At 69.8% G+C, this 24371-nt stretch carries 21 protein-coding genes and 1 pseudogene; 13 read left to right on the top strand and 9 right to left on the bottom strand.

Annotated elements, in window-relative coordinates:
• Window positions 1-138: 138 nt before the first annotated feature.
• Window positions 139-1377 carry a tyrosine--tRNA ligase gene (tyrS, locus tag SPK54_RS10840; protein ID WP_330947913.1) on the bottom strand — a complete coding sequence of 413 codons (1239 nt, stop codon included), beginning with the start codon at window positions 1375-1377 and terminating at the stop codon, window positions 139-141.
• Window positions 1378-1553: 176 nt separating this feature from the next.
• Between tyrS and SPK54_RS10835 the strand changes: the two genes are divergently transcribed.
• Both SPK54_RS10835 and SPK54_RS10830 read left to right on the top strand, forming a co-directional pair.
• A complete protein-coding gene (locus SPK54_RS10835) occupies window positions 1554-2990 on the top strand; it encodes a peptidoglycan DD-metalloendopeptidase family protein (protein WP_330947911.1) in 1437 nt (478 codons plus the stop codon).
• 31 nt (window positions 2991-3021) lie between these two features.
• Window positions 3022-4149, top strand: a complete 1128-nt coding sequence (locus SPK54_RS10830) for an anhydro-N-acetylmuramic acid kinase (RefSeq protein ID WP_330947910.1) — start codon at window positions 3022-3024, stop codon at window positions 4147-4149.
• Here SPK54_RS10830 and SPK54_RS10825 read toward each other — a convergent pair.
• Window positions 4137-5519, bottom strand: a complete 1383-nt coding sequence (locus SPK54_RS10825) for an MFS transporter (RefSeq protein WP_330947909.1) — start codon at window positions 5517-5519, stop codon at window positions 4137-4139. The two genes, SPK54_RS10830 and SPK54_RS10825, sit on opposite strands and share 13 nt — an antisense overlap.
• 64 nt (window positions 5520-5583) lie before the next feature.
• Window positions 5584-6384, bottom strand: a complete 801-nt coding sequence (locus SPK54_RS10820) for an exodeoxyribonuclease III (protein ID WP_330947908.1) — start codon at window positions 6382-6384, stop codon at window positions 5584-5586.
• Between the two features lie 144 nt (window positions 6385-6528).
• Between SPK54_RS10820 and pyrE the strand changes: the two genes are divergently transcribed.
• Together pyrE and SPK54_RS10810 are read left to right on the top strand one after the other, a co-directional pair.
• Entirely contained in the window at window positions 6529-7179 is a 651-nt protein-coding gene (gene pyrE, locus SPK54_RS10815; protein ID WP_330947907.1) for an orotate phosphoribosyltransferase, read from the top strand.
• Between the two features lie 31 nt (window positions 7180-7210).
• Window positions 7211-7909 (top strand): hypothetical protein, encoded by a 699-nt coding sequence (locus SPK54_RS10810; protein ID WP_330947906.1) that lies wholly within the window; start codon window positions 7211-7213, stop codon window positions 7907-7909.
• Window positions 7910-7963: 54 nt separating this feature from the next.
• On the opposite strand, the gene SPK54_RS10805 is transcribed toward SPK54_RS10810, so the two are convergent.
• The 3 genes and pseudogenes from SPK54_RS10805 to coaBC form a co-directional block, all read right to left on the bottom strand.
• Window positions 7964-10330: a phosphomannomutase/phosphoglucomutase gene (locus SPK54_RS10805; protein WP_330947905.1), complete on the bottom strand. Its 2367-nt coding sequence runs from the start codon at window positions 10328-10330 to the stop codon at window positions 7964-7966.
• A 12-nt stretch (window positions 10331-10342) separates the two neighbouring features.
• On the bottom strand, window positions 10343-10804 hold the full coding sequence (dut, locus tag SPK54_RS10800; RefSeq protein ID WP_330947904.1) for a dUTP diphosphatase: 462 nt from the start codon (window positions 10802-10804) through the stop codon (window positions 10343-10345).
• A pseudogene (coaBC, locus tag SPK54_RS10795) lies at window positions 10801-12026 on the bottom strand (bifunctional phosphopantothenoylcysteine decarboxylase/phosphopantothenate--cysteine ligase CoaBC). Before coaBC ends, dut begins: the two are co-directional and overlap by 4 nt.
• Window positions 12027-12121: 95 nt before the next feature.
• Here coaBC and radC point away from each other — a divergent pair.
• From radC to SPK54_RS10765, 6 genes are all read left to right on the top strand, one after another.
• Entirely contained in the window at window positions 12122-12796 is a 675-nt protein-coding gene (gene radC / locus SPK54_RS10790) for a DNA repair protein RadC (RefSeq protein ID WP_330947903.1), read from the top strand.
• A 51-nt stretch (window positions 12797-12847) separates the two neighbouring features.
• Complete coding sequence (argS, locus tag SPK54_RS10785; RefSeq protein ID WP_330947902.1) at window positions 12848-14536, top strand: arginine--tRNA ligase; 1689 nt, start codon at window positions 12848-12850, stop codon at window positions 14534-14536.
• Window positions 14536-15285 (top strand): SPOR domain-containing protein, encoded by a 750-nt coding sequence (locus SPK54_RS10780; protein WP_330947901.1) that lies wholly within the window; start codon window positions 14536-14538, stop codon window positions 15283-15285. The genes argS and SPK54_RS10780 overlap by 1 nt, the downstream gene beginning before the upstream one ends.
• 148 nt (window positions 15286-15433) lie before the next feature.
• Complete coding sequence (locus SPK54_RS10775; RefSeq protein ID WP_330947900.1) at window positions 15434-15805, top strand: hypothetical protein; 372 nt, start codon at window positions 15434-15436, stop codon at window positions 15803-15805.
• 49 nt (window positions 15806-15854) lie between these two features.
• Window positions 15855-16616: an SDR family NAD(P)-dependent oxidoreductase gene (locus SPK54_RS10770; RefSeq protein ID WP_330947899.1), complete on the top strand. Its 762-nt coding sequence runs from the start codon at window positions 15855-15857 to the stop codon at window positions 16614-16616.
• Window positions 16613-17098, top strand: a complete 486-nt coding sequence (locus SPK54_RS10765) for a DMT family transporter (RefSeq protein ID WP_330947898.1) — start codon at window positions 16613-16615, stop codon at window positions 17096-17098. The genes SPK54_RS10770 and SPK54_RS10765 overlap by 4 nt, the downstream gene beginning before the upstream one ends.
• A 15-nt stretch (window positions 17099-17113) precedes the next feature.
• Here SPK54_RS10765 and SPK54_RS10760 read toward each other — a convergent pair whose 3' ends face one another.
• Both SPK54_RS10760 and speA read right to left on the bottom strand, forming a co-directional pair.
• The gene (locus SPK54_RS10760; protein ID WP_330947897.1) at window positions 17114-18625 is read right to left on the bottom strand and encodes an alpha/beta fold hydrolase; all 1512 of its coding nucleotides are present in this window, start codon (window positions 18623-18625) and stop codon (window positions 17114-17116) included.
• Window positions 18626-18676: 51 nt separating this feature from the next.
• Window positions 18677-20566: an arginine decarboxylase gene (gene speA, locus SPK54_RS10755; RefSeq protein WP_330947896.1), complete on the bottom strand. Its 1890-nt coding sequence runs from the start codon at window positions 20564-20566 to the stop codon at window positions 18677-18679.
• 173 nt (window positions 20567-20739) lie between these two features.
• Here speA and speE point away from each other — a divergent pair, with 173 nt between their 5' ends.
• Window positions 20740-21594 carry a polyamine aminopropyltransferase gene (gene speE, locus SPK54_RS10750; RefSeq protein WP_330947895.1) on the top strand — a complete coding sequence of 285 codons (855 nt, stop codon included), beginning with the start codon at window positions 20740-20742 and terminating at the stop codon, window positions 21592-21594.
• 158 nt (window positions 21595-21752) lie between these two features.
• A complete protein-coding gene (locus SPK54_RS10745) occupies window positions 21753-23576 on the top strand; it encodes a diguanylate cyclase (protein WP_330947894.1) in 1824 nt (607 codons plus the stop codon).
• A gap of 6 nt (window positions 23577-23582) precedes the next feature.
• On the opposite strand, the gene SPK54_RS10740 is transcribed toward SPK54_RS10745, so the two are convergent.
• Window positions 23583-23921 (bottom strand): P-II family nitrogen regulator, encoded by a 339-nt coding sequence (locus SPK54_RS10740; protein ID WP_330947893.1) that lies wholly within the window; start codon window positions 23919-23921, stop codon window positions 23583-23585.
• Window positions 23922-24097: 176 nt separating this feature from the next.
• Here SPK54_RS10740 and SPK54_RS10735 point away from each other — a divergent pair, with 176 nt between their 5' ends.
• Window positions 24098-24364, top strand: a complete 267-nt coding sequence (locus SPK54_RS10735) for an accessory factor UbiK family protein (protein WP_330947914.1) — start codon at window positions 24098-24100, stop codon at window positions 24362-24364.
• Window positions 24365-24371 lie beyond the last annotated feature (7 nt).

Below are 24371 nucleotides of genomic sequence, written 5' to 3'. Positions count from 1 at the left end.
CTCGCTTCCCTGCCCCGCCTCCGCAATCACCCGCAGCGGCAAGGGCGCGCATCTTGACCCCCTTTCAAGGGATTGGGAAGTCTTGATTTCCTCGGCTGAATGCGGCTATCGCGTGCGCATTCAGGCAAATCGCCGCGATCAGCCGGCCTGCAATAGCCGCACGCGGGCAAAGTTGCGCTTGCCCACCGCCAGCACGCCCTCGAAGCCGGGCGCGAACAAGCGCGCCGCGTCCTCGAACACCTCGCCGTCGATGCGCACCGCGCGCTCCTTGAGCTTGCGACTGGCTTCCGAGTTGCTGGGCATCAAGCCGGCCGCGACCAGCAGCGCGGCGATGCGCAGCCCTTCGGCCGGCACCGCCACCTCCTGCAGCGGCAGCGCGGAGAGGTCACCTTCGCCACGCACCGCCGCGTGCCAGCCGGCGATCGCCTGCTCGGCCTGGGTCGCGTCGTGGAAGCGCGCCGCCAACTCGCGCGCCAGGCGCAGCTTGACGTCGCGCGGATTGAGCCCGGCCTCGACCTCGGCGCGCAGCCGCGCGGCCTCGTCGATGCCGATCTCGAAGCTGAGCAGATCGATCCACTTCCACATCAGCGCGTCGCCGATCTTCATGGTCTTGGTGACGATGTCGATGGCCGGCTCGGCGATGCCGATGTAGTTGCCCAGCGACTTCGACATCTTGTTGACGCCATCCAGACCTTCGAGCAGCGGCATGGTGAGCACGATCTGCGGCGGCTGGCCGTGGTGCTCCTGCAAGCCGCGACCCATCAGCAGGTTGAACTTCTGGTCGGTGCCGCCAAGCTCGACGTCGGCCTTGAGCGCCACCGAGTCGTAGCCCTGCACCAGCGGATACAGGAATTCGTGGATGGCGATCGGCTGCTGCGCGGCGTAGCGCTTGGCGAAGTCGTCGCGCTCGAGCATGCGCGCCACCGTGTGCTGGGCCGCCAGGCGGATCATGTCGGCGGCGCCCATCGCGCCGAACCACTCGCTGTTGAAGCGCACTTCGGTGCGCTCGCGATCCAGCACCTTGAACACCTGGTCCGCGTAGGTCTGGGCATTGGCCAGCACATCCTCGCGGGTCAGCGGCTTGCGGGTGACGTTCTTGCCGGTGGGGTCGCCGATCATCCCGGTGAAGTCGCCGATCAGGAAGATGACCTGATGGCCCAGCTCCTGGAACTGGCGCATCTTGTTGAGCAGGACGGTGTGGCCGATGTGCAGATCCGGCGCTGTGGGATCGAAGCCGGCCTTGATCCGCAGCGGCCGGCCGCTGTTCGTCGAGGCGGCCAGCCGCGCCGCCAGCTCCTCGCGCTTGAGGATTTCATCGCTGCCGCGGGCAATCAGGTCCAGGATGGGCTGCAGGTCGGCAGGGGACTGTGGGGACACGGGCACTTCTCTCCAGCGGCGAGCCTGTCGCCGCATTCATGTTTGTGGCGGACCACGTTAACCGCGCGTTAAACCGTGAGCTGGAAAAACATTCGAAGATTCAACGGGTTGACGCAGGTTCCTAGCATGCCTATGGTAGCGCGTTGACGCTTTCTACACAGGCAGGGGACGATCATATGACGGATTCGAATCACGACGCCGTGCGTCGCGAGAATCTCGAACGTGCCCGCGTCAACGCGGACCGATCCGTCTCCACCCCTGGTCTTCCCTACGGCGGCCGCTGGACGCGCCGCCATTGGGCGCATGCCAGCGTCGTCACCACCATGGGCGTGCTGCTGGCGGCGATCGTGCCCGGCTTCTCCAGCGTGCTGGAGCATCCCGGCGACATGCAGATGCAGCGGATGACGCTGGCGCTGTCGCTGCCCAAGCTGGACAAGCGCGCCGCCAAGAGCACCGACGACCAGTGGCAGTCGGTCACCCTCAAGCCGGGCCAGACCCTGAGCGGTGTGTTCGAGGAGCTGGGCATTCCCTACGACCAGCTGGCGCGGGTGATGCAGCACCCGAAGATCAAACCGACCCTGCGCAAGCTGCGGCCCGGCACCGAGCTCAGCTTCAACCTGCCGGCGGACGGCAGCGTGCGGGCCATGCGGCTGGAGGCGGGCCCGGGCATCGGCGATACGCCCATCGAGCTGGAGTTCGCCGGCGACACCCTGCGCGAGCGCGCGGTGCCCGTGGAGATCACCACCCGCACGGTGGTATTGACCGGTGAAGTGGGCAAATCGCTGTTCGCCTCGGCGCGCAAGCTGGGCCTGGGGAGCGCACAGCTCAACCAGCTCACCGACGAGATGTTCAAGTACGACATCGACTTCGACTCGGATCTGGGCGAGGACGACCGCTTCAGCGTGGTGGTCGACCAGACCTGGAAGAACGGCCAACTGGTCAATACCGGCCCGGTGCTGGCTGCCACGTTCACCGTCGACGGCAAGCTCAAGAGCGCGTTCCGCTATATGCGCGACGGCAAGCCGGAATACTTCACCCCGGACGGCCGCTCGCTGCGCCGCCCCTTCATCCGCATGCCGATCCCGTATGCGCGTCTGAGCTCCGGCTTCGGCGGCCGCAGGCATCCGGTGCTGGGCCGCTTCCGCCTGCACAAGGGCGTTGACTACGCCGCCGGGACCGGCACCCCGATCCAGGCCGCGGGCGACGCGCGCGTGGAGTTCGTCGGCCGCAAGGGCGGCTACGGCAACACCGTGATCCTCAACCATGGCGGCGGCAAGACCACGCTATACGGGCACATGTCGCGCTTCGCCAAGCTGCGCCCCGGCCAGCGCGTGGCCCAGGGCACGGTGATCGGCTACGTCGGCAGCACGGGCATGTCCACCGGCCCGCACCTGCATTACGAATTCCGGGTCAACGGCGTGCACATGAACCCGCTTAAGATGACCCTGCCGCCGCCGGCGCCCCTGTCCGGCAGCGCACTGGCCGCTTTCAGGAGCGAGACCCACCGTGCGCTGGAGAAGATCCGCGAGGTCGAGGACGTGGTGTTCCAGCTCGATGACGGCAGCCGCGTCGCCAGCGCCGCCAAGCCCACGCCGGCACGCAAGAAGGGCTGAGCCCGCGCGTGGCGATGCGATACTGCATCGCATGAACGAACTCCCCAGCGGCCGGACTTTCCTCGGCCTGATGTCGGGCACCAGCGCCGACGGCATCGATGCCGCGCTGGTGCGCTTCGACGAGGGCGACGCGCACGCAGCGCCCATCCTGCTGCACGCTCGCACCCACGCCTGGCAACCCGCATTGCGCGAACGCCTGCTGGCCCTGGGCCAGCAGGCGGCGATGCTGACCCTGGACGAGGTGGGCGAGCTGGACGTACGCATCGGCCAGGCTTTTGCCGCAGCGGCGCTGGCGACGCTCTTCGAGGCCGGACTCACGGCGCGCGATGTCGCCGCGATCGGCTCGCACGGGCAGACCTTGCGCCACCATCCCGACGGCGACGCGCCGTTCACCCTGCAGCTGGGCGATGCGCACGTGATCGCCGAGCGCTGCGGCATCCCGGTGGTGGCGGACTTCCGCCGCCGCGACGTGGCCGCAGGCGGCCATGGGGCGCCGCTGGTGCCGGCCTTCCACGCCGCCACCCTGCATGACGCGGGGGAGGACCGCGCGGTGCTGAACCTCGGCGGCATCGCCAACCTCACCCTGCTGCCGGCCCGGGGCACAGTGCGAGGTTTCGATACCGGCCCCGCCAATGGATTGATGGATGCCTGGTGCCAGCGCCATGTCGGCACGCCCTGCGACATCGGCGGCAGGTTTGCCGCGCAGGGGCGCATCGATGGCCCACTGTTGGCGCGCCTGCTGGCCGAACCCTGGTTCGCCGCGCCGCCGCCCAAGTCGACCGGCCGCGACCGCTTCCACCTCGATTGGGTGGAGGCCGCCTTGACCGGCACCGAAGCGCCTGCCGACGTGCAGGCCACGCTGCTGGCGCTGACTGCGCACAGCGTGGCGGCGGCGCTGCATGCCATCCAGCCGGGCACGCGCCGCGTCATCGCCTGCGGCGGCGGCGTGCACAACCCGATGCTGATGGCCGCGCTGGCCGAAGCGATGCCGGAAGCGGTGATCGAATCCAGCGCCGGTCACGGGTTGGACCCCGATTTCGTCGAGGCCATGGCCTTCGCCTGGCTGGCGCGCGAGCATCTGGCCGGCCGGCCCGGCAACCTGCCCGCCGTCACTGGCGCGGCGGGGCCACGCGTGCTGGGCGCGCTCTACCCTGCCTGAGCGGCGGGGCCGGCGATGCGCATCCGCCGCGACAGCCACAGGCACAGCAGCAGCGCCGGCAACCCGGCCAGCGCGGTGCCGAGGAAGAACAGCGCGTAGCCGTCCAGCAGCGTGCGGCCCACCGCGAGCTGCTCCACCGCAACCCCGGAGAAGCCTTTCAGCAGTTTGCCCAGCAGCGCGTAGAAGGAGCTGAGCAGCGCGTACTGGGTGGCGGTGTAGCCGATGCTGGTGAGGCTGGACATGTAGGCCACCAGCGCGGTGCCGGCGAAGCCGGTGGAAAAACCGTCGATCGCCATCGCCGCCACGAACACCGCATGGTCGCCGCCGGCATAGGCCACCCAGGTGAACGCCGCGTTCGAGCCTGGGCCCAGGATGGCGCCGGCCAGCAGCGTCGGCACGAAGCCGAAGCGCACCGCGCTGATGCCGGCGGCGGCGATGCCCAGCAGCGAGGTGGCCAGCCCGATCGACGCGCGCACCTCGCCCACGAATGCCTTGCTGATGCCGATGTCCGCATAGAACGGGTTGTTCATCGGGCCCATGACGAAATCCGGCAACCGGTACAGGCTGATTGCCGCCAGCATCAGCAGCGCCCACTGGCCGTGGGTCTTGAAGAACGCGATGAACGGCCCGGCAATGGCGTCCCACAGCCCGGAGACGGTCCACATCGGCGCGTGCGCGGCCACTTCCGGGCGCTGCGATGCGGACGGCTCGCGCGCCAGGAACAACGCCGCGCACAGGCCCACGCCCATCAGCGCCGCCATCGCCCAATACGACAGCGCCCAGCCGGCGTAGGTGGCCAGGATCAGGATCAGCGCGTCTGTCACCAGCAGCGCGGTGCGGTAGCCGAACTGGGTGCCGGAGGTGAGCAGGCCCAGCTCTTCGGCGTCGTCGGCGATCTCGATGCGCCAGGCATCGATCACGATGTCCTGGGTGGCCGAGGCGAACGCCGCGGCCAGCGCCAGCGCGCCGAACACCAGCAGGTGCTCGATGGCGAAGCCGGCCAGGTGGAACTGGCCACCTTGGGGCTGCACCATCGCCATCCCGGCCAGGCCCAGCGCCACCACGACCTGCGACAGCACCATCCAGCCGCGGCGGTGGCCAAGCCGGCCCAGCAGCGGCACGCTGGTCTTGTCGATCACCGGCGCCCACAGGAACTTCAGCGTGTAGGCCAGGCCCACCCACGACAGGAAGCCGATCGCCGACAGTTCGCTGCCGTTCTCGCGCATCCAGTAGCCCATGGTGTTGCCGACCAGGTACAGCGGCAGGCCGGAGGAGAAGCCCAGCAGCAGCATCGCCAGCACCTTCGGCCGGCGCAGCGCGCGCAGGACGTCGCGAGTGGTTTTCTTGGGAGAGGCGGCGCTTCCGGACATCGGGGTTCCTGTGACGGCGCCTGCCGGCGCGACGACGTTGCGGGTGGGTGATCGCGCCGAGCGACTACGCGCCGTAGTCGACCAGCACCGGCGCGTGGTCGGAGAACTTCGGCTCGGGGAAGATCTCGGCGGCGCGGGCGGTGGCGGCGATGCCGGGGGTGGCGATCTGGTAGTCGATGCGCCACCCCACGTTGTTGGCGCGCGCGCTGCCGCGCTGCGACCACCACGAATACTCGACCGCATCGGGCTTGACCACCCGGAAGGCGTCCTTCCAGCCGCGCGCGGGCGGCGTGATCAGGCCGTCGTGGCAATCGTCGGCGATCAGCCCGCTGAGCCAGGCGCGCTCGTGCGGCAGGCATCCGGAATTCTTCTGGTTGCCGGTCCAGTTCTTGATGTCGTTGCGCGCGCGGACGATGTTCCAGTCGCCGCACAGCACGTACTCGCGGCCGCTGGCCAGCCAGCCGTCCATGATCGGCTTCAGCCAGGCCATCACCTCCTCCTTGAAGCCTTGCCGGAGTTCGCCGGAACTGCCCGAGGGGATGTAGAAACTGACCACCGACAGATTGCCGAAGCGTGCCTCGATGTAGCGGCCCTCGTCGTCGAACGGCGCCCAGCCCAGCGCGGTGCGCACCTCGTCGGGCTCGCGCCGGCTGTAGATGGCGACCCCGCTGTAGCCCTTCTTCTGCGCATCCTTGAACCACGCCCGGTAGCCATCGGGCCGGAACGCGGCATCGGCCAGCTGGTGTTCCTGCGCCTTGGTTTCCTGCAGGCAGAGCACGTCGACGTCACGCGCGGCGAACCAGTCGAAGAAACCCTTGGAGGCGGCCGAACGCAGGCCGTTGGCATTGAAGGTGAGGATGCGCATGGATGGGGTCGTGGGCCTCGAAGCCGGGGTGTCGGCAGCCGCGCGCGCAGTGCGCCGGCGGCACGCAAGGATACCTGCCCGGGCCCGGAGGTTCGGGCGCATGCGGTACGCTTTCCTCCCGAACCCCACTCCGATCGACCCGCCGTGCCCGACCACCGCCACCGCTTCCTGCAGCTTGCGCTGCGCGCCGATGCGCTGCGCTTCGGCCAGTTCACCCTCAAGTCCGGCCGCAGCAGCCCGTACTTCTTCAACGCCGGGCGGTTCGACTCCGGCGCCGCGCTGGCCGGGCTGGCGCAGTGCTACGCCGATGCGACGGACGCGGCGGGGCTGGACTTCGACCTGCTGTTCGGGCCCGCCTACAAGGGCATACCGCTGGCCACCGCGCTGGCCTGCGAATACGCCCGCCGCGGGCGCGACCTGCCGCTGGCGTTCAACCGCAAGGAAGCCAAGGCGCATGGCGAAGGCGGCAGCCTGATCGGCGCAACGCTGGCCGGCCGCAGGGTGCTGATCGTGGACGACGTGATCACCGCCGGCACCGCCATCCGTGAGGCGCTGGCGATCATCCGCGAGGCCGGCGGCACGCCGGCCGGCATCATCATCGCGCTGGACCGCCAGGAACGGGTGCGCGAGGATGCCGCCGAGTCCGCCGGGCAGGCGGTGGCAGCCGAGCACGCCATCCCGGTGGTGGCGGTGGCCGGCCTGTCCGACCTGCTTGCCTTCGCGGGCGAGAGCGCGGCGCTGGCCGCCCATCGCGAGGCGCTGCTCGCCTATCGCGCGCGCTACGGAGTCGTCTGATACGCTGACCGGCAGCCACGGGGGGCCGTCAATGCCGCACCAGTTCCACTTAATCGCCGCGATCGCGGTCGCGCTGGCCGGCGCCGGCAGCGCCGCGGCGCAAACCGCGCCGCCGGCGCAGAAGAAGATCTACTGCTGGGACGAGGGTGGCCGCCGGGTTTGCGGCGACGCGCTGCCCGCCTCGGCGGTGGACCGCGCGCGCACCGAGATCAGCGCCAAGAGCGGCATGGCCACCGGCCAGGTGGGCCGGGCGCTGACCGACGAAGAGCGCAGCGCCGCCCAGCAGGCCGCCGAGGTGGCGCGCCGGCAGGCCGAGGCAGAAGCGATGCAGAAGCGCCGTGACCTGGCCATGGTCGAGTCCTACATGACCGAGGACGACCTGCGCCGCGCCTACGGCGAGCGCACCGCGCTGCTGGACGAAACCCTCAAGGCCAGCCGGCTGGGCTTGGCCAACCTGCGCCTGAGCCTGCTCTCGCTGCTGCGCCAGGCCGGCGATCTGGAGCTTGCCGAAAGCCCGGTGCCACGCAAGCTGACCGATTCGATCCGCCACCAGCACGCCGAGCTGCTCCGCCAGCGCCAGATCCTGCAGGCGCAGGAGGCCGACCGTACCGAGCTGGACCGGGAGCTGGCCGATTCCCTGCAGCGCTATCGCAAGATGCGCGGCGTCGATACCGCCGACGCGCCACCCGCCCCGGCGGGCGAGGCGGCGCCCACGCCGGCGTCGAACTGACGCCGGCCGGGCGTTCCGTCGGCTTCGCGCCGATGGTCCAAGCGGCCGCTCGGCTCAGAACGGCAGCTGCAGGTCCGGCTCCAGCCGCAGCAGGTTGTCGCGGAACGCCTGCTGGATGCGCGCCATCGCCGCGCTGCTGTCGGCGTCGAAACGCATCACCAGCACCGGCGTGGTGTTGGACGCACGCACCAGGCCCCAGCCGTCCGCCCAGTCCACCCGCACGCCGTCCAGGGTGGTCTGGCGCGCGCCTTCGAAGGTGGCGGCCATGCGGAAACGCTCCACGAACGCATGCGGGTCGCCCTCCGGCGCCTCGACCTTGATCTCGGCCGTGGACACGCCGTCCGGCAGCGCATCGAACACCGCGTCGGGGGATTCCTCGCGCGCGTCCAGGATCTCCAGCAGCCGCGCCGCGGCGTAGATGCCGTCGTCGAAGCCGAACCAGCGCTCGGCGAAGAAGAAGTGGCCGCTCATCTCGCCGGCCAGCGCCGCGTCCACCTCGCGCATCTTCGACTTGATCAGCGAATGCCCGGTCTTCCACATCAGCGGGCTGCCGCCGTGGCGCAGGATCTGCACCGGCAGCCGCCCTGTGCACTTGACGTCGTAGACGATCACCGCGCCGGGGTTGCGCTCCAGCACGTCAGCGGCGAACAGCATCAGCAGGCGGTCGGGGAAGATGTTCTTGCCCGCCTTGGTGACCACGCCCAGGCGGTCGCCATCGCCATCGAAGGCGATGCCGAGGTCGGCGTCGAGCCGCTGCACCATCTGCACCAGCGCCTCGAGGTTGTGCGGCTCGCTGGGATCGGGATGGTGGTTTGGGAAAGTGCCGTCGATGTCGCAGAACAGCGGGGTGACGTCGGCGCCGATGGCCTCCAGCACGCGCGGGCCCAGCACGCCGGCCACGCCGTTGCCGGCATCCACCACCACCTTCAGGCGCTGGCCGATCTGGATGTCGCCGGCAATGCGCTGGACGTAGTCCTCGCCGATGTCCCGCTCTTCCAGGTTGCCGGGCGTATCCGCGGTCAGCAGGCGGTCCTCGGCGATCCGCGCGTGCAGGTCCCGGATCGCATCGCCGGACAGGGTTTCCCCGCCGACGACGATCTTGAAGCCGTTGTAATCGGGCGGGTTGTGGCTGCCGGTGATCGCCACCCCGCAGCCGGTGCGCAGGTGGTAGCCGCCGAAATACACCACTGGGGTGGGCGCCATGCCGATATCGATGACGTGGCGGCCGGCCTTGCGCAGGCCCTCGATGAGGCCATGCGCAAGTTCCGGCCCGGACAGACGCCCGTCGCGGCCGACCACGATCGCATCCAGGCCCTGTTCGGCCATCACCGAGCCGATCGCCTGCCCGATCAGCTCGGCCACGCCGGCGTCCAGCGACTGGCCGACCACGCCGCGGATGTCATAGGCGCGGAAGATGCGGTGGTCGATCACCACCGGCACCCTGGCCGCCGGCTTGACGGCGTCCTGCTCGCGCGACTTGACCCGCGCCACCGGCTCCACCGGCGGCAGGGTCTGCTGCAGGTCGGACAGGGTGGGCCCGGCCTCGACCTCGCCGACGCCGCCGGCCGCCAGCAGGCGCGGGCGCAGCACGAACCACAGCGCGCCGCAAAGCACCAGCAGCACGACGCCCAGGACCAGCGACACCAGCCCATCCAGCGCGAACGGGGTGGCCGCGGCATCCGGCACCGCAGCGGCAACGCGCAGTTCGCTGTCGGGCACCTTGGCGCCCAGCGCCTCGGCGGACTCGCCCAGCTCGATCTCCCCGCGCTGGATCACGCTGCGCTGCCCCTGGCGCAGCGCGAGATAGGTGCCGCCCGGCAGCGCCGGGCTCTCGACGGCGCTTTCCAGGCGCGTCACCGGCAGCTCCACGTACGCCACCATCGCCGTGGCGCCGCGGACCGGCACCGCCAGCCCGACCCTTGCGCCATCGGCGGCATGCACGATCCGCACCGCCATGCCATTGCGGATCAACGCATCCTCCGCCGCCGCCAGGCTGCCGAACCCGCTGCGCGGGAGCTGCTGGTAGCGCGCGTCCAGGTCCGCGGGCCACAGCTCGGCGCGGCGGAGCTCACTCCACCCCTGCTTCAGGGCCGCGGCCGCAGCGGTGGCATCGCCAGCGGCCAGCGCCGTGGTGAACGCCTTCGACGCCAGCCGCGCACTGAGCTTCTGCCGGTGTTCGTTGAGGGTGCGCCGCACCGCCACCACCACGTCGTCGCGCGCGAACTCGAGCACTTGCTGGCGGCTGTCGTCGCGCAGCCGCAGGCCGCCGGCGATCAGGCACCAGAGTCCCAACGCACCCAGCAGCGCGACCAGCCACGGCAGCGCGCGCGCCGCCTGCAGCGGGTCGTACGCCAGCTTGTTGCCGCCGTCCGCGCCCGCGTCGGCCGCGCCCTTCTTCCCGCCCAATCCGAACAATGCCATCGCGTTCCCCCGTCAACGCACGCCGGTGTGGCCGAAGCCGCCCTGCCCACGCGCGCTCTCCTCGAAAGTATCCACCACCTGCAATCCCGCGCGCACGACCGGCATCAGCACCAGCTGGGCGATGCGGTCGCCCGGCGCGACGGTGAAGGCGGTGGGGCTGCGGTTCCACAGGCTGACCATCAGCGGCCCCTGGTAATCGGCGTCGATCAGGCCGGTGCCGTTGCCCAGCACGATGCCGTGCTTGTGGCCCAGCCCCGAGCGCGGCAGGATCATCGCGCACAGCCCCGGATCGCCGATGTGGATGGCCAGGCCCGACGGCACCAGCACCGCCTGCCCGGGCGCCAGCGCCAACGGCGCGTCCAGCGCGGCGCGCAGGTCCAGCCCGGCGCTGTGCGCGGTGGCGTAATCGGGCAGCGGCCATTCGCCGCCGATGCGCGGATCCAGCACTTTCACCTGCAGCGTGCGTTGGCTCATGCGGTCCCCCCGGCCTGCAGGCGTTCTCCTATGATATCCAGCAGCACCGCCGCCAACTCGGCCTTGGACGCGGGCCCGAGCGCACGCTCGCCGTGGGCGTCGATGACCAGCAGCGCGTTGTCGTCGCTCTCGAAGCCGCTGCCCGCCAGCCCCACCCGGTTGGCGCAGATCATGTCCAGCCGCTTGCGCTGCAGTTTGTCGCGCGCGTAGCAGGCCACGTCGTCGGTTTCCGCGGCGAAGCCCACCACCAGCCGCGGCCGCCGTGCGTGCGCGGCCACCTCGGCCAGCACATCGCGGGTCTTGACCAGCTCCAGCAGCAGGGTGTCCTGGCCCGGCTGCTTCTTCAGCTTGCTGGCGGCGATCGCGCGCGGAGTGAAGTCCGCCACCGCCGCCGCACCGATGTAGGCATCGCACGGCAGCGCGGCCATCACCGCATCGAACATCTGCGCCGCGCTGCGCACGTCCACGCGGGCGATGCCCGGCGGCGTCGGCAGCTGCACGGGCCCCGCCACCAGCACCACCTCGGCGCCCCGCCGTGCCGCCTCGGCGGCGATGGCGAAGCCCATCTTGCCGCTGCTGCGGTTGCCGAGGAAACGCACCGGGTCGATGTCCTCGAACGTCGGGCCAGCGCTGACCACGAGGCGCAGCCCCGCCGGCAACGCGCTCATGCGCCCACCGCCAGCGCGGCCACGATCTCGTCGGGCTCGGCCATCCGCCCGGGGCCGGATTCGCCCTCGGCCAGCGGGCCGTCGTTGGGTCCGACCATGCGCACGCCGCGCGCCAGCAGCGTGGCGACGTTGGCCTGGGTAGCGGGATGCCGCCACATGCGGTGGTTCATTGCCGGCGCCACCAGCAGTGGCGCTTCGGTCGCCAGGCACAGGGTGGACACCAGATCATCGGCCAGGCCGTGGGCCAGCTTCGCCAGCGTGTTGGCGGTGGCCGGCGCCACCACCACCCGCTGCGCCCAGCCGGCCAACTCCAGGTGCCCCATCGCGGCTTCGGCCTCGGCATCCCACAGGGAGGTGCGCACCGGTCGGTGCGAGAGCGCCTGAAAGGTCTGCGCGCCGACGAAGCGCTGCGCGCTGTCGGTCATCGCCACCTGCACCTCGGCGCCGGCATCGCGCAGCCGCCGCACCAACTCGGCGGATTTGTACGCGGCAATGCCACCGCAAACGCACAACAGCACGCGGTTGCCGCCGGCGGGGGAAAACGTAGCCTGCATCGGGCCATTCCCTGACCACTAGAAGAAGCAGCAGCTTACCCGATGCCAGGGCTGCTTCCTTCGCCCCCCGGCGCCGGCTGGCGCACGCTGGACCCATGCATATCCGCGACTGGCCCGAAACCGAACGCCCCCGCGAGAAGCTGCTGGCGCGCGGCCCCGGCAGCCTGTCCGATGCCGAACTGCTGGCGCTGTTCCTGGGCTCCGGCATCGCCGGCAGCGACGCCGTCGCCAGCGCACGGGCCCTGCTCGCCGGCCAGGGCGGATTGCGCCGGCTGCTGGATCGGGATGCCAAGGCGCTCACCCGCCTGCGCGGCATCGGCCCGGCCCGCGCCTGCCTGCTGGCGGCGGCGCTGGAGCTGGGCCAGCGCCATCTCGCCGCCCAGCTGGAACGCGGCGAAGCGCTGGGCGACCCGGCCTGCGCGGGCCGCTACTTCGCCCAGCGCCTGCGCGGCCAGCCGCACGAGGTGTTCGCGGTGCTGTATCTGGACACCCGCCACCGCGCGCTGGGCTTCGAGGAGCTGTTCCGCGGCGGCATCGACGGCGCCGAGGTGCACCCGCGCGTGCTGGTGCAGCGCGCGCTGGCGCACGGGGCGGCGGCGGCGATCATCGGCCACAACCACCCCAGCGGCAGCCCCGAGCCCAGCGCCGCCGACCGCGCGGTGACCGCGCGCATCAAGCAGGCGCTGGCGCTGGTGGACGTGCGCCTGCTGGACCACTTCGTGATCGGCGACGGCCCACCTACCTCGATGGCCCAGCGCGGGCTGGTGTGATGCCGGCCTCGCGTACAATGGCCGGTCGTTTCAACCGCAGCATTCCCGCACGTGAAAACCCAGCTCCGCGCACTGATCGAACAGGGCCTGTCCGCCCTGCGCAGCGCAGGCATCCTGCCCGCCGACCTTGCCTCGCCCGAGTTCGTGATCGAGCGTCCCAAGGAGCGCGCGCACGGCGACTTCTCCACCAACGCGGCGATGCTGCTGGCCAAGGCCGCGCGCAGCAACCCGCGGGCGCTGGCGCAGCAGTTGGTCGACGCGCTGCCGGCCTCGGACGCGATCGCCAAGGTCGAGATCGCCGGCCCCGGCTTCATCAACTTCCACCTCACCCCCGCGGCGTGGCAGCAGCAGGTGCGCGACATCCACGCCAGCGGCGCCGCTTTCGGCCGCAACGCCAGCGGCGGCGGCAGGACGGTGGGCGTGGAGTACGTGTCCGCCAACCCGACCGGCCCGCTGCACGTGGGCCACGGCCGCGCCGGCGTGATCGGCGACTGCATCGCCCGGGTGATGGCCGCCAACGGCTGGGACGTGAAGCGCGAGTTCTACTACAACGACGCCGGCGTGCAGATCAACAACCTGGCGATCTCCACCCAGGCCCGCGCCAAGGGCTTGAAGCCGGGCGACGCCGATTGGCCCGCCGACGCCTACAACGGCGACTACATCGCCGATGTCGCCGCCGCCTACCTGCGCGGCGACAGCGTGGAGGTCGAGGGCCACGTGGTGACCGGCAAGGACGACGCCGACGACCTCGACGCCATCCGCAAGTTCGCCGTCGCCTACCTGCGCCGCGAGCAGAACGCCGACCTGCAGGCGTTCGGCGTGAGCTTCGACCGTTACTTCCTGGAGTCCTCGCTGTACACCGACGGCAAGGTGGAGGAAACCGTGCGTGAGCTCATCGCCAACGGTCATACCTACGAGGAAGGCGGCGCGCTGTGGCTGCGCACCACCACCTTCGGCGACGACAAGGACCGGGTGATGCGCAAGTCCGACGGCACCTACACCTACTTCGTGCCGGACGTCGCCTACCACCTGTCGAAGTGGCAGCGCGGCTACCAGCGCGCGGTCACCGAGCTGGGCGCCGACCACCACGGCTCGCTGGCACGGGTGCGCGCCGGCCTGCAAGCGCTGGACTGCGGCATCCCCGCCGGCTATCCGGACTACGTGCTGCACCAGATGGTCACGGTGATGCGCGGCGGCGAGGAGGTGAAGCTGTCCAAGCGCGCCGGCTCGTACCTCACCCTGCGCGACCTGATCGACGAGGCCGGCCGTGACGCCACCCGCTGGTTCCTGGTCGCGCGCAAGCCGGATTCGCAGCTCACGTTCGACATCGACCTGGCCCGCTCGCAGTCCAACGACAACCCGGTCTACTACGTGCAGTACGCACACGCCCGCATCTGCAGCCTGCTGCGCCAGGCCGGCGAGAAGGGCTATGGGTTCGACGCCGCCCACGGGCAGGCGTCGCTGTCCGTGCTGGAGGACGCCCCGGCGCAGGACCTGATGCGCGAGCTGTCGCGCTTCCCCGAGGTGGTGGAAGCCGCCGGCGCCACGCTGGAGCCGCACCTGGTCGCGCAATACCTGCGCGAGCTGGCCAACGCCTTCCACGGCTGGTACCACGCCAGCCCGGTGCTGGTCGAAGATGCCGCCCTGCGCAACGCGCGCCTGGCGCTGGCCCTGGCCACCCGCCAGGTGCTGGCCAACGGCCTGGACCTGCTGGGCGTCTCCGCCCCGGAGAGCATGTGATGGCGGCGCGACGCGGAAAATCGCAGGCCAGGCGGAATGCGTCCAACGGCCTGCCGGGCTGGGCCTGGCTGGTCATCGGCATCCTGTTGACCCTGCTGGCGGTGCTGCTGGTGCCGCGCTACCTGAAGTCAGACGGCGGCGACGGCTTCTTCCGGCCCAAGCCCAATCCCGACGCGCTGCCCGCCGCGGTCAGCGACGAGGGCGAGGCGATCGCGCCCGATACCGCACCGGCCGGCGAGGCCAAGCCGGACGCGGACAAGCCGAAGCCGACCCAGTACGACTTCTACACCCTGCTGCCCGGCCAGGAGGTGGCGGTGAGCGACGCCGAGCTGGCCGCCAGCGCCAAGGCCGAAGCCGAGGCGCAAGCCCGGGCCGCCGCGACGCCGGCCGAACCGGCGAACGCCGCGAGCGCCGCTGCGCTGCCGGCCCCGCTGGGCGACACCGCGACGGCCACCGCCACGCCACCCGCACCGACCGCTGCAGCCACCGCACCGAAGGCGGCCGCGGACGGCGGCAGCACCCGCTACCTGCTGCAAGCCGGCGCTTTCGGGGCGTCCGGCGACGCCGAGGCGACGAAGGCCAAGATCGCCCTGCTGGGCCTGAACGCCCGCGTGGAGTCGGCGCAGATCGACGGCAAGACCGTCTACCGCGTCCGCATGGGACCTTACGGCAGCGCCTCCGAACTGGCCGAGGCCAAGGCCAAGCTGGCCGGCGGCGGCCTGCCGGCGATGGCGGTCAAGACGAACTGAGGCATTCCGGTGGTTGGAGACCGCCCCCGGGCGTGGGTGCCGTCGGCAGAGATGCCGGTCTCCGGATAGCGCGGCGGGCTGTTCGCGCAGCATCGCACCCCCTGAGATGGCCCCGTGGCATCCTCATCGGACAGCGAGGATGCCCCGGATGCCGATCGAAGCCGCCCTGATCAAACCCGTCGTGGATGCGCTGATGGCGCTGCTCCAGCGTGGCGAGAAGGCCACCCTCAAGCGCAATGCCGAGGCCGCGCTGCGCGAGGCGATCCGCGAGCTGCTGCTGGCCAACCCCGACGAGAACAAGGCGCAAGCGCGGATCGCCATCGCCAAGGCCGCCGGGTTGCTCAGCGAGGACGTGCTGCTGGCCGAAGACATGCTGCAGAAGCACCGCGCCACCAAGACCAAGACCGCCGGCAAGGCGGGCAGCGGGCGCAGGCGCAAGCCAGCCGCCGCGGCGCCGGCCGCGCCAGAGCCGAAGAAACCCGCCGCGCGGCGCAAGCCACCGGCGAAGCCGGGCGCCTGACCCGGGCGGCGACAGCGGCCGACCGCGCGCGGACCGCTAAAATACCGGCATGGACACCCACGCCCCCCGCACCGCCCTCATCACCGGCGCCACCGCCGGTTTCGGCCGCGCCGCTGCGCGCAAATTCGTCGACGCCGGCTGGCAGGTCATCGCCACCGGCCGCCGCGCCGACCGCCTCGACGCCATGCGCGCCGAACTCGGCGACGCGCTGCACCCCGCCTGCTTCGACATCCGCGACGAAGCCGCCATGCGCGCCGCGCTTGACGCGTTGCCGGAGCGCTTCCGCGGCATCGACCTGCTGGTCAACAACGCGGGCCTGGCGCAGGGCACCAAGCCCGCGCAGGATGCGCAGCTGTCCGACTGGAAGACCATGATCGACACCAACGTCACCGCGCTGGTGACATTGACCCACGCGCTGCTGCCCACGCTCATCGCGCGCAAGGGCGCGATCATCAACATCAGCTCCACCGCCGCCACCTATCCCTACACCGGCGGCAATGCCTACGGCGGCACCAAGGCCTTCGTCAGCCAGTTCTCGCTGGGCCTGCGCAGCGACCTGCACGGCACCGGCGTGCGCGTCACCACCATCGAGCCGGGCATGGCCGAAACCGAGTTCACCGTGGTCCGCACCCATGGCGACCAGGCCGCGTCGGATGCGCTCTACGGCGGCGCCAACCCGATGACCGCCGGCGACATCGCCGACACCATCTTCTGGGTCGCCACCCTGCCGCCGCACCTCAACATCAACCGCATCGAACTGATGCCGACCTCGCAGTCGTTCGCCGGCTTCCAGGTCCATCGCGGCGCATGAACATGCTCGGCGCCTTGCTGGTCGCGGTGCTGATCGGCGCGATCCTGCCGCTGCAGGGCCTGGTCAACGCCCGCCTCGGCACCCACATCGGCGGCCCGGTGGTCGCCGCCTTCGTCTCGTTCCTGGTCGGCACGGTCATGCTGGGCCTGTACCTGCTGGCCACCCGCACGCCGATCGCATTGCAGGGCAGCCTGAAACTGCCCGCATGGATCTGGGCCGGCGGCGTGTTCGGCGCGATCTACGTGGCCTGCTTCACCCTGCTGATCCCGCGCATCGGCGCGGCCGGCATGGTCTGCCTGACCGTGCTCGGCCAGGTCACCGCGTCCTTGCTGCTGGACCAGTTCGGCGTGTTGCAGGCACCGAAACCGGTGGATGCGATGCGCGTCGCCGGCGCGCTGCTGGTGCTGGCCGGCGTGGTGCTGGTGGTGGCGCCGTGGCGCGCGTCACCGCCCACGAAGGCGACGGTCACGACGACACGCTGAGCAGTGCTCCCCGCCTCAGCCGCCTTGCGAGGCGAGGAACTCCATCAGCCCTTCGGTCGGGAACACCGTGTCCTTGCGCTGCGCAAGGCAGGCAAGATCCGGTTGCTTCGACGGCGCATCGAGGAAGGCGTGGGCGATGCCGCGGGTGCAGTCGTCCAGCGTGAACGACGCATGCGACGCACCCTTCACGTACACCAGCGTGCCATTCGACAGGTTCTTCGCCGCCAGCACCGCATCGTCGTAGGGCGTGGCCGGATCGAACTCACCGCCATACAGCAGCGTCGGCACCTCGCTGCGGACCGGCGCATGGAAGTCGACCGACGCCCGCACCGGCTGCCAGGTGGCGCACAGCTCGTCGTCCTGGCTGGGGATCATGTCCTGGGCGGTCAGGTACGGATGCCGCCGCCGGACGACCCGGCGACTGTCCGTGGTGCTGCCACCGAAGATTTCGTAGCACGCGGACGCGAGTGACTGCCCCTGGCTGATGTTGCCGAAACCGCCGTCGATGCCGCCGAACAGCTCATCCAGCTTGCGGATCACCGCTTCGTCGCCGGCGGCTGCCCGCTCCAGCGCCAGCGGCACCCACGGTGCCGTCTTCGTGCGCACCAGCATCATCCACATGATGTCGCGGAACGTATCGCCGGTAATGCGACCGCCTGCGGGCCGCGGCAACGGCGCCACGTTCAGGCGTTCCACCGCTTGCCGCAACGCACCCAGCACGTCCGGGAAGCGCGCGCTGCAGCCCGGGTCCAGCGCGCAGGCGCGTTGCACCGCCTGGTAGGCCGACGCGGTGGTGCCGACCTGCTCGGCCCCGACCGCCGAGTTGGGCGGGAACACCGAATCCACGATCGCGCTGCGCAGGCTTTCCGGGTGCCGGCGCAAGTATTCCAGCCCGACCAGGCTGCCGTAGGAAATGCCGTAGACATTCCACTGCGCGATACCCAACGCGCGGCGCAGGTCCTCGGCATCCTCCACCGTGACCGTGCTGTTGAAGTTGGTCAGGTCCACGCCCTGCGCCTGCATCTTCGGGCGGCAGGCGGCGTAGGCGGCCTTGCCGCGATCCAGCGCCTCGCGCGCGGGCGGCGCTTCCTGCTGCACCTGCTCCAACGTCTTGTCCAGCTCGGGACAGAACGCTGGCTCCGATCGCCCGGTTCCGCGCTGGTCGAAGAACACCAGGTCGCGATCCTTGCGGAAGGCGGGCCATGTCTGGCTCTTGGGGAAATGCGGAAAGACGTAGTCCACGGTGGCGACGCCCGGGCCACCGTTGATGTAGAGGATCGGATCGTCGCGCTTGTCCGCGACTTCAGCGCGCGCGATCGCCACCCACAGCTTGATGACGCGGCTGTCGGGCTTGTCGCGCGATTCGCGTACCTGTAGCCAGCCGCAGTCGATGCGGTGCTGCTTCGCCCAGCTCGCCTTCACGCCTTCGAACTTGCATGGCGCCGGCGCGAATGCCGCTGGTGATGGTGCCGCCACGGCGGGTGCTGCCAATGCCGCCAGCACGAGCAGCAGGATCGATCGGATCATCGCGTTTCCCCCTTGATCAGTGGAAACAACGCGATCACCCGCCGGTAACGGTCACTCCAGCGGTTCGTCGCTGAGGTAGGTGTAGGCGGTCAGCCCGCGCTCCAGCGCTTCGTTGAGGCGATCCGCCTCGGCCTTGCCGATGTCGGCGGCGCCGACCAGGGCGCGGTAGCGGCGGCGCAGGTCGTCCAGCTTGTAGCCCACGTAGTCCAGCATCACGTCGGTGGTGTCGCCGCGGCGTTGCTGGCCGATGGCGTAACCATCGCCCGTGCAGCGCACTTCGATGGCGTCGGTGTCGCCGAACAGGTTGTGGATGTCGCCGAGGATTTCCTGGTAGGCACCGACCAAGAAGAAGCCCAGCCGGTAGCTCTCGCCCTTGCGCAGCTCGTGCAGCGGCAGCGAGGAATCGAGGTCCTCGTTCTCGACGTAGGTGTCGATCTTGCCGTCGGAGTCGCAGGTCAGGTCGGCGATGATGCCGCGCCGCGTAGGCGCCTCGTCCAGCCGTTCGATCGGCACGATCGGGAATACCTGGTCGATCGCCCACACGTCCGGCATCGATTCGAACACGCTGAAGTTGACGAAATACTTGTCCACCAGTCGCTCATTGAGCTCGTCCAGCAGGTCGCGGTGACTCTTCTCGTCATAGGTCAGGCGCGCCTTCACCGCGTGGGCGATGGCGTAGAACAGGTCATCGATGCGCGCGCGCTGCACCAGGTCCAGCTGGCCCAGCGCGTACAGGCTCTGGCCTTCGGCATGCGCTTGGCTTGCTTCGTGGAACACTTCCACCGCCGGGCGGCCGGTCATTTCCTCGTGCAACTCGCGCAGCTGGCGCACGGGGTGCGATTCATCGGCGTGCGACTCCGGCACGCGGCCCTCCGGCGCACGCTCCACTTCGCTGACATTGGCCACCAGCACCGCATGGTGCGCGGTCATCGCGCGACCGCATTCGGTGAGGATGCGCGGCGGCACCAGCCCTTCGCTCCGGCAGGCATCGGCCAGCGGCTGCACGATGCTCAACGCGTAGTGGTGGATGCCGTAGTTGACCGAGTTATAGGAACGCGAGCGCGTGCCTTCGTAATCGATGCCGAGGCCGCCGCCGACGTCGACGTGGCTGATCTTCGCGCCGAGTTGCGAGAGCTCGACGAAATAGCGGGTGGCTTCGCGCATGCCGGCGGCGATGTCGCGCACATTGCTGATCTGGCTGCCCATGTGGAAGTGCAGCAGCTGCAGGCAATCGCCCATGCCGGTGTCGCGCAGCTCCTTCCACAGCGTCAGCAGCTGGCGCGGGTCGAGGCCGAACTTGGCCTTGTCGCCGCCGCTGTTCTGCCACTTGCCCGCGCCCAGCGACGCCAGCCGCATGCGCACGCCCAGGCCCGGCTTGACCCCGAGCTTCTCGGCCTCTTCCAGCGCGACCTTCAGCTCGGAGGGCTTCTCGATGACGATGAAGGTCTCCAGCCCCAGCTTGCGGCCGATCAGCGCCAGCCGGATGTATTCGCGGTCCTTGTAGCCGTTGCAGACGATCAGCCCACCCGGCCGGCTCAGCGCCAGCACCGCCATCAGCTCCGGCTTGCTGCCCGCTTCCAGGCCGAAGCCCTCGCCGTGGTGCGAGGCCAGCGTCCCGGCCACGCCGGCGTGCTGGTTGACCTTGATCGGATACACCGCGGTATAGCCACCGGCGTAGTCCCAGTCCTTCTGCGCCTGCGCGAACGCGGCCTGCAGCTTGCGCAGGCGGTCGCCGAGGATATCCGGGAAGCGCACCAGCACCGGCAGGTTGCCGCCCTGCGCCAGCGAGGCATCGACGACTTCGGGCAGCGCGATCACCGGGCCATCCGCGCCTTTCGGCCGCACCAAGATGCGGCCCTGCGCGTCGACGTCGAAATAGCCGTCCGCCCAGTGCGGGATCGAATAGGTCTTGCGGGCGAGGTCGGGCGACCAGTCGGTCATATCGGTAATGCCTACGTGTGGAGCCGGCATTCTAGGGCCTGCGGCGCGCAGTGCCGGTGACGAAGGCGGGGCAGCGGCCGCCCGGCTCCGTGCAGCCGGCGGCGCCGTTCGCATCGGAACCCGGCCCCATCCGATACAATCCGCGCCCCGCAACATTTTCCGGAACCACCGCCATGACCGCATCGACCTGGCTGCACGAGAATTTCGACAAGGCCGGCTCGTCGATCGGCTTCCGCATCGTCCGCAAGCTGGACGAGGTGCAGTCGCCGTTCCAGCACATCGAGATTTACGAATCGACCGACTGGGGCAACGTCATGCTGATCGACGGCGCGATGATGCTGACCAGCCGCGACAACTTCCTCTACCACGAGATGATGTCGCACCCGGCGCTGTTCACCCACGCAGACCCCAAGCGCGTGGTCATCATCGGCGGCGGCGACTGCGGCACCCTGCGCGAAGTGCTGCGCCATCCGGGCGTGGAAAAGGCCGTGCAGTGCGACATCGACGAGCAGGTCACGCGCATGGCCGAGAAGTACTTCCCCGAGCTGTGCGAATCCAACAATGATCCGCGCGCCGAGCTGCTGTTCGACGACGGCATCGCCTACATGGCCAACTGCGAGCCCGGCAGCGTGGACATCGTGATCGTGGATTCCACGGACCCGGTGGGTCCGGCCGAGGGCCTGTTCAACAAGGCCTTCTTCGCCAGCTGCCACCGCGCGCTGAAGGACGACGGCATCCTGGTCCAGCAGAGCGAATCGCCGCTGGTGCTGCTGGACCTGATCAAGGCCATGCGCGCGGAGATGGGCAAGGCCGGTTTCCACAGCTTCCAGACCCTGCCGTTCCCGCAGCCCTGCTACCCCACCGGCTGGTGGAGCTGCACCATGGCGAAGAAAGCGGCGGGCGCCGGGTTCGACTTCCGCGAAGCCGATGCCCGCGGCAAGGGTTTCGCCACGCTCTACTACACCGCCGACATCCACAAGGGCGCGCAGAGCCTGCCGCCTTTTGTGACGGCCGCCCTGAAAGCCTGACCCCCCGGCGGCAGCCCCCCCACTGCCGCCGGAAAACCGCATACCATCGCTCCGCCGCAACCCGTCGGCAATGGTGTGCATGGGCCCGGATGGAAATGACCCGGTTGCTACGAAAGGCACTCCTGCTGCTGGCACTCTTGCTGTCGGCAACCGCTGGCGTGTCCGCGCAACCCGTCGCGGCAGTGCCGTCGGCAAACCTGTTCGATGCGGTGTTCGCCAAGGTCATCGGTCCGGAGTCGATGGACATGACCTACGAGGAGTACGAGGCATACCTGCAGCAACTGCGCGCGCTGTTGCCGCAGGGGGATCGCAAGCGCGAAGTGCAGTTCCGTTCGGTCTACTGCACCAGCGAGTACTGGAAGGATCCGAAGCAGGGGCTGGCCTATGCCGATGAAGCCCAGCGGCGCGCCCAGGCAGCGGGCGACCTGGCCTCGCAGGGACGCGCGCAGTTCTGCCGGATCGGCTATGTGCAGGAACTCGAAGGTGCCGGGCGGGCCATCGGCGAAGCCGAGCGCATGGTCAGCCTGCTGGAGGATTCGGCGGAATCTCAGCTGCTTGGCGAAGCATTGATCCAGCGCGGCTCGCTGCTTTCCCAGCAGGGCGAGCAGGCCAAGGCGCTGCTGGATTTCCAGCGCGCGCGCGCCAGCTTTCGTGCAGCCGGGATCGACCACGAAGTCGACACGCTGATGCTGTGGATCGCCATCACTTATCGCCGCATCGGCGACTGGGCGCAGGCCGAACGATATTTCACGCGCTCGGTGGAACGGATGCAGGACAAACAGGATTGGGATCGGGTGATCACCGACCTGGTGCAGCTTGGTTACCTGTATGACGAATCGGGCAAACCCGAAAGAGCGAAAGCCTCGTTTGCCCGCGCGATCGAAGTGGCCACGGCCCACAAGGAGCCGCTGAGCGCCGCCAATGCGTGGTTGGGATTGGCCTCTGCGCAGGTATCACTCGGCGAGCATGACGCTGCCTTAGCCAGTCTGGCGCAGGCAGGTGCGATCTTCGGGGCGGAAGAGCGCCACGGCAGCGACGACATGCTGCTGCTGCTCACCGGCCAGGCGCTTGCCGGCAAGGGCCAGCACCAGAAGGCGCTGGCCAACTACGCGCAAGCGCTGCCCTTGATCGAGAAAGACGGCAACCAGCGCTACTTGGCTCTGCTCCACCAGGCGCGTGCGGCCAGCCACGAAGCGCTGGGCAACGCCACCCAGGCACTGGCCGACTACAAGCGCTACGCGGCCCTGCAGGCCTCCCTGCACGGCAAGATGCGGCTGGAGCAGAGCCGGCTGCTGGAATACGAGTACGAGATCCGCAAGCGCGAATTCGAGAACCACCGCCTCCGCGCCGAAGCCAGCTCCCGCAAATCTCAGCTGCAGGCGCTGGAACGGATTCGCCGCTGGCAAACGCTGGCCCTGCTGCTGGGCGTGCTGCTGGTCGCGGTGCTGGCGGCGCTGGCCCTGCGCCAGCGCAAGCGAACGCGCCGCCTGCGCACGCTGGCGATGACCGACCCGCTGACCGGCGTGGCCAGCCGCCGTGCCATCGAAAAGATCGCCGAGCGCGCACTTGCCGACGCGACGCAGCTGCAGACCCCGGTGTCCGTTCTGCTGTTGGACCTGGACCACTTCAAGACGATCAACGACCGCTATGGCCATGCCGCTGGCGACGAAGTCCTGCGAGCCACCACGCAGGCCTGGCAAGCGCAGCTGCGCGGGCGCGACCGGTTGGGACGGATCGGCGGCGAGGAGTTCGCGGTGGTGTGCATGGATACCAATCGCGAACAGGCGCTGGCCATCGCCGGCCGCCTGCTCGCCGCCACCCGCTCGCTGGAACTGCCAGGCATCGATCCAGCGCTGCACGTGCGCACCAGCATCGGCGTTGCCCAGGCAAGCCCCGGCGATACCCGCGAAGCGTTGTTCGCCCGAGCCGATGCCGCGCTCTACCGCGCCAAGCACCAGGGCCGCGACAGGGTGGAGGATTAGCGCCGGCTACAGGGCGTCGCCATCCAGCTCGCCGGTACGGATGCGCACGACCTGCTCCAGGTCCCAGACGAAGATCTTGCCGTCGCCGATCTTGCCGGTGCCGGCGGCGCTGATGATGGCCTCGGTCACCGCCTCCACGCGGTCGTCGGTGACCGCGATCTCAAGCTTGATCTTGGGCAGGAAGTCCACCACGTACTCGGCGCCTCGGTACAGCTCGGTATGGCCCTTCTGGCGGCCGAAGCCCTTCACCTCGGTCGCGGTGATGCCGGCCACGCCGACCTCGGCCAGCGCCTCGCGCACATCGTCCAGCTTGAACGGCTTGATCACCGCCATCACCATTTTCATCATCGACTCTCCTGCATGATGGAGTGAGCATATCGCGGGCGATGTGGGCATACTGCACCGGCAGGACCGGACTTTCCCCACCCTGCGCCGGGTTCCGCGCCGACGGCGCCCGCACCCGCCTCCGCGCATGCTGCAGGCACCCGCAGCAGGAGGCCCTTCCGATGACATCCGCACGCATGATCGACCTGGCCCAACTCGACGAACTCGCCCGCCGCCTCAGCAGCCTGGTTCCGCCGGGCCTGCGGGAAAGCCGCGAGGAGCTGCAGCAGAACTTCAAGTCGGTGCTGCAGGCAGGCTTGGGCAAGCTGGACCTGGTGACCCGCGAGGAATTCGACGTGCAGCGCGCGGTGCTGGCGCGCACGCGCGACAAGCTGGAAGCGTTGGAGCGCCAGCTGGCCGAGCTGGCCAACGCCGCCAAGACCGACGACGCCCCGCGCCACTGAGGGCCGC

This window comes from Thermomonas sp. LB-4, assembly GCF_036409385.1.
Classification (GTDB): Bacteria; Pseudomonadota; Gammaproteobacteria; order Xanthomonadales; family Xanthomonadaceae; genus Thermomonas.
The sequence above is the reverse complement of the archived record's forward strand: the minus strand, read 5'-3'. Positions and strand labels throughout refer to the sequence as shown.

Coding starts and splice junctions, on each gene's coding strand:
- speA (WP_330947896.1), bottom strand. CDS start 20,566: ATGACCGACTGGTCGCCCGACCTCGCCCGCAAGACCTATTCGATCCCG.
- SPK54_RS10775 (WP_330947900.1), top strand. CDS start 15,434: ATGCCGATCGAAGCCGCCCTGATCAAACCCGTCGTGGATGCGCTGATG.
- SPK54_RS10780 (WP_330947901.1), top strand. CDS start 14,536: ATGGCGGCGCGACGCGGAAAATCGCAGGCCAGGCGGAATGCGTCCAAC.
- radC (WP_330947903.1), top strand. CDS start 12,122: ATGCATATCCGCGACTGGCCCGAAACCGAACGCCCCCGCGAGAAGCTG.
- SPK54_RS10765 (WP_330947898.1), top strand. CDS start 16,613: ATGAACATGCTCGGCGCCTTGCTGGTCGCGGTGCTGATCGGCGCGATC.
- speE (WP_330947895.1), top strand. CDS start 20,740: ATGACCGCATCGACCTGGCTGCACGAGAATTTCGACAAGGCCGGCTCG.
- dut (WP_330947904.1), bottom strand. CDS start 10,804: ATGAGCCAACGCACGCTGCAGGTGAAAGTGCTGGATCCGCGCATCGGC.
- SPK54_RS10735 (WP_330947914.1), top strand. CDS start 24,098: ATGATCGACCTGGCCCAACTCGACGAACTCGCCCGCCGCCTCAGCAGC.
- SPK54_RS10820 (WP_330947908.1), bottom strand. CDS start 6,384: ATGCGCATCCTCACCTTCAATGCCAACGGCCTGCGTTCGGCCGCCTCC.
- SPK54_RS10740 (WP_330947893.1), bottom strand. CDS start 23,921: ATGAAAATGGTGATGGCGGTGATCAAGCCGTTCAAGCTGGACGATGTG.
- SPK54_RS10770 (WP_330947899.1), top strand. CDS start 15,855: ATGGACACCCACGCCCCCCGCACCGCCCTCATCACCGGCGCCACCGCC.
- SPK54_RS10810 (WP_330947906.1), top strand. CDS start 7,211: ATGCCGCACCAGTTCCACTTAATCGCCGCGATCGCGGTCGCGCTGGCC.
- SPK54_RS10825 (WP_330947909.1), bottom strand. CDS start 5,519: ATGTCCGGAAGCGCCGCCTCTCCCAAGAAAACCACTCGCGACGTCCTG.
- SPK54_RS10760 (WP_330947897.1), bottom strand. CDS start 18,625: ATGATCCGATCGATCCTGCTGCTCGTGCTGGCGGCATTGGCAGCACCC.
- SPK54_RS10830 (WP_330947910.1), top strand. CDS start 3,022: ATGAACGAACTCCCCAGCGGCCGGACTTTCCTCGGCCTGATGTCGGGC.
- SPK54_RS10835 (WP_330947911.1), top strand. CDS start 1,554: ATGACGGATTCGAATCACGACGCCGTGCGTCGCGAGAATCTCGAACGT.
- SPK54_RS10805 (WP_330947905.1), bottom strand. CDS start 10,330: ATGGCATTGTTCGGATTGGGCGGGAAGAAGGGCGCGGCCGACGCGGGC.